Source organism: Aquimarina discodermiae (assembly GCF_040786235.1).
In the GTDB taxonomy this organism is placed as follows: domain Bacteria; phylum Bacteroidota; class Bacteroidia; order Flavobacteriales; family Flavobacteriaceae; genus Aquimarina.
This window is the reverse complement of the sequence record NZ_JBFMKP010000065.1, coordinates 1-3,895: the sequence shown is the minus strand read 5'-3', so window position 1 is coordinate 3,895 and position 3,895 is coordinate 1. Positions and strand designations below refer to the sequence as shown.

Below are 3,895 nucleotides of genomic sequence, written 5' to 3'. Positions count from 1 at the left end.
GTTCTTGTATATTTGGTAAGGCGCAATGCTTGCAAAAAAGTAAAAGTTAGCAACCAATGCGCAGGAAATGTCGATGGCTTGGTAACATTTTGCTCTGCTACGACACATATATTAAACGTTGTATGCCATTTCGGAAAAGCCAACCGCACATTAAGCACATTTGTTTTTTCCCAAAACACAATCCAACGCTCAAAAACCAAAAGAGCTTAATCTTCCCACCGCTCCCAATAGTTACGGTTTTGACTTTCTTCTGGTCGGATACATTACTTGCTGCTCTTTGAATTGACCGATTTCTTCTCTGAGTGTCTGATTGATATTTTGGATTAGGTCATTTTGGACTTTCATAATTCTTAATAAATCATGCATAGCGTTTAGATTATCTAATTGTTTATATACAATCTCTTCTAAATCGGCTTTGGTATATCTTTTGCTCATAATTTCGTGTTTTTAATATTCAAAAAAAACTTTAATAGGTTTATTTGAACCTTTAAAAGCATAACAAAGATATTAAAAATGTCTAATTGAATACTATAAAGCATAAAATAATGCCAAAAACATTAAAAATGAAGTTATTACATTTGACATCAAACCATAATAATTTATTATGAGCAAAGAAGTTTATAATCGGATAAAGGCGGTTCTAGCAGAACAAGGAAAAACCAATAATTGGTTAGCGGATGAATTGGAAATGAATAGAACTACAGTTTCTAAATGGTGCAGAAATGAGATGCAACCTAGAGTGGAAACATTGTTTCAAATTTCTAGAGTGTTGGATATTGAGGTAAGAGAGTTACTAGTATCAACAAAAGACTAATTTGATGATTCAAAAGAGGAATGGAATAAAAATATTAGTTGCTTCAACTGTATACGGATTTGAAGATCAGTTATCAGCTATATACACCCAATTGGATAATTATGGGTATGATGTAATAAACTCTCATATGGGTACTGTTTATGCTGGTGCTGAAAATTCAAATTTACAAAACTGTATGGATGCAGTTGATGAGTGTGATGTCTTTCTTGGTTTAATAAGGCCTCATTATGGATCTGGGGTAATAGGTGAAACATCTATAACACATGAGGAAGTTTTACGTGCAATTTTGTTAAAGAAAGCAAGATGGTTTTTAGTTGATTCAAAAGTTGTATTTGCTAGACAACTATTGCGTAAAGCCGAAATTGTAGAAAAGAACTCCGGTAAAAAAATTAAACTTGAAGATGTTATTATAAGACCAAATACAATCATTGATGTAAGGAGTATTGAAATCTATAATGCAGTAACAAAGGATAAAGTACCTCCAAAGGAACGAAAAGGGCATTGGGCTCAAGAATATTATGATTTACCAGGTATGACTCGATATATAGAAGGTCAATTTTCTGATTCTTCAAAGGTTAAAAGAACGATAGATTACATGAACTCACTATAGAATTATGGAAGAAAATAAATTCATACAAAGTCTATTAAAGGACGGGGAAAGTGATCAGCTAGAACTAATGTCTCAATTTGATATTGATAGAGTTTTGTCTACAATTTGTGGATTCTTAAATACAAATGGAGGCAGGCTAATACTTGGTGTTAATGACAAAAACAAGTCTAGAAGAATTGAAAATTTCGAGAGTAATTATGAGTTACTTAATACCGTTCTTTTTAGTGAAATAATACCATCTAGCATAATTAGTATTAGAAAAGAATATTATAAAAACGAGGAAATAATATTAATAGAGGTAATAGAGGGTAATAAAAAACCTTATTCCTATAAAAACAAAACATATATAAGAATTGCTACTAGTACGAGATTAGCATCTGAAGATCAGATGAGTTTTTTAATTAGGGATCGAAAAATTTATGAATCAAGTTGGGAAAGATCTCCATGTTTAGAAGTTGAAATCAAAGATTTGGATGTAGAAGAAATAAATCATGTAATTGAACTATCCAATAAAGTTAGGAGAAGTTCACGGCATGACCCTAAAGACGTTATTTCATTTTTAAATTCAAATCAGCTTTCATTTAATCAAGGATTTTCGAATGGTTCTGTTGTACTATTTGGAAAAGAGCCTACTTATTTTTTACCACAATGCACTATCCGAATCGTTGAATTCCCAGAAGGAAAAACAGGAAGTAAATTCGGAAATACTGTGTTGATAGAAGATAATCTTTTTAAAGCTTTTAGAGAAGTTCAATCATATTTTAAAAGAACAATACCTTTAGTAAGCAAATTTAGTGAATCTGACTGGCAAAGAGTTGACACCTACAAATACCCTTTACAAGCATTAGATGAAGGAGTTATTAATGCAATCATGCACAGGGATTATTCCGATAGCTCAGGAGAAGTTTTTATCGGAGTCTATAATAATAGAATTGAAATCACTAATAGTGGTGAATTACCCCACTTCTTAACAGATTCTAAATTAAAAAAGAGTCATCAATCTATACCTCCCAATCCAAGTATCACGCATGTAGTTTTTTTATGTGGTATGATTGAAAAAGTAGGCAGAGGAACTATTCTTATAAGTGAACAATTTAAAGAACAAGGTCTACCTGCCCCACGTTGGGAAAGTAAAAATGGTTTCACAAAATTAACACTCTATGGTGATTCAAAAGAGATTGTTTTAAACGAAAGAATGAATAATTTTCTTCAATTACATACCGAAAATATTTTTTCAAGGCAAGACTATGAAGATTTTTTCCAAAGTGAAATCGCAGAAAAGACCGCTCGAAATGACCTTTCTAAATTAGTTGCAGGAGGCTTTTTAACTAAAACCGGAAAAGGTTCATTAACAAAATATGAAAGAACGAATAAACAATTACCGGGAATTACCGGGGAAACTTAATAATAACTATTTGTTTTTATCGGAAGTTACCGGAGGACGGCTTAGAAAGCGCTTTTTCAAGTATTATCACGCTTAATTAATTACCGGAAGTTACCGGAGGAACAAAGAATGACTAAATTATTGATCAAAATTTTTACCGGAAATTACCGGAAAAAGAGAATAAAACGGCATACAACAAGGTGTAAAAATCATAGCCACCCTACGGGATGTCAACGCTTCTTACACTAAACGTTATACATTATTGAAAAATGTCCCAAATAAAAGAACTTATCGAACTTATTAAAAAAGATTCAGAATGTATAGTTCATAGTCCATCAACGGACAAAATAAATCTTGAAGTTCCTGATGACTTAATGGAGTTTTATGAATACACCAATGGAGTTTCTTTATTTCCGGACAAACCTTATGGAATTGAAATTGTGGAAAAAAGTAAATTGATATCCACTAATGAGTTTTTATATCCGAAGAACGATGTGATTTGGGAAGAGCTAGAAAACGATGTAACGAATGATTGGTTTTTGATAGCCAAGTCGGATGAATTAAGCCAATATATAAGTGTTGATCTGACAAAAGACAAATTCGGAAAATGTTATGATAGTTTTTATGATACTCACGGAGAGGAAGGAATGAGTCAAATTATAGCTAAAAACTTTACTGATCTACTGACAAACCTATACAAAATTAAAGGTCTAAACTGGTTTTGGTTAGAATCCGATTTTGAGAATTTAGGAGATGCTTTTGATTAGAAAAAACAATGTATAACACCATATATGATGTCATAGCAGCTAAGTAATCAATCAAATGGTTGTTGTATTTTTGGTTAAGCGCAATACTTGCAAAAAGTAAAAGTTAGCAACCAATGCGCAGAAAATGTCGATGGTTTGGTAACATTTTGCTCTGCTACGACACATATATTAAACGTTGTATCTAATCCCTCATAGCTCTCAAAACCCTTTAGTACTATGCTAACGAAGTCTTACTTTTACACTCTAAATAATTTAAGCTCTTTGTAAGGCCGTTTTTTAAAGTGTTGCTACTTTGTATAAGCACGTGCGCAATCCTGGTT

5 protein-coding genes are annotated in these 3,895 nt (G+C 32.1%); 4 read left to right on the top strand and 1 reads right to left on the bottom strand.

The genetic code is table 11. The features are described 5' to 3' along the window. Positions 1-231: 231 nt before the first annotated feature. A complete protein-coding gene (locus ABW636_RS22500; protein ID WP_367592349.1) occupies positions 232-435 on the bottom strand; it encodes a hypothetical protein in 204 nt (67 codons plus the stop codon). Positions 436-604: 169 nt separating this feature from the next. Between ABW636_RS22500 and ABW636_RS22495 the strand changes: the two genes are divergently transcribed. The 4 genes from ABW636_RS22495 to ABW636_RS22480 all read left to right on the top strand — a co-directional run bounded on the left by ABW636_RS22495 (position 605) and on the right by ABW636_RS22480 (position 3,575). Beyond that, positions 605-814 carry a helix-turn-helix transcriptional regulator gene (locus ABW636_RS22495; protein ID WP_367592348.1) on the top strand — a complete coding sequence of 70 codons (210 nt, stop codon included), beginning with the start codon at positions 605-607 and terminating at the stop codon, positions 812-814. Positions 815-818: 4 nt separating this feature from the next. Further along, on the top strand, positions 819-1,424 hold the full coding sequence (locus ABW636_RS22490; RefSeq protein ID WP_367592347.1) for a DUF4062 domain-containing protein: 606 nt from the start codon (positions 819-821) through the stop codon (positions 1,422-1,424). 4 nt (positions 1,425-1,428) lie between these two features. Continuing rightward, positions 1,429-2,829, top strand: a complete 1,401-nt coding sequence (locus tag ABW636_RS22485; RefSeq protein WP_367592346.1) for an RNA/DNA-binding domain-containing protein — start codon at positions 1,429-1,431, stop codon at positions 2,827-2,829. 248 nt (positions 2,830-3,077) lie between these two features. Beyond that, positions 3,078-3,575, top strand: coding sequence for an SMI1/KNR4 family protein (locus ABW636_RS22480; protein ID WP_367592345.1), 498 nt, complete (start codon positions 3,078-3,080; stop codon positions 3,573-3,575). Positions 3,576-3,895: the final 320 nt, after the last annotated feature.

Excerpts from the sequence above, each read along its gene's own strand:
- ABW636_RS22500 (WP_367592349.1), bottom strand. The coding sequence starts at position 435 with ATGAGCAAAAGATATACCAAAGCCGATTTAGAAGAGATTGTATATAAA.
- ABW636_RS22495 (WP_367592348.1), top strand. The coding sequence starts at position 605 with ATGAGCAAAGAAGTTTATAATCGGATAAAGGCGGTTCTAGCAGAACAA.
- ABW636_RS22490 (WP_367592347.1), top strand. The coding sequence starts at position 819 with ATGATTCAAAAGAGGAATGGAATAAAAATATTAGTTGCTTCAACTGTA.
- ABW636_RS22485 (WP_367592346.1), top strand. The coding sequence starts at position 1,429 with ATGGAAGAAAATAAATTCATACAAAGTCTATTAAAGGACGGGGAAAGT.
- ABW636_RS22480 (WP_367592345.1), top strand. The coding sequence starts at position 3,078 with ATGTCCCAAATAAAAGAACTTATCGAACTTATTAAAAAAGATTCAGAA.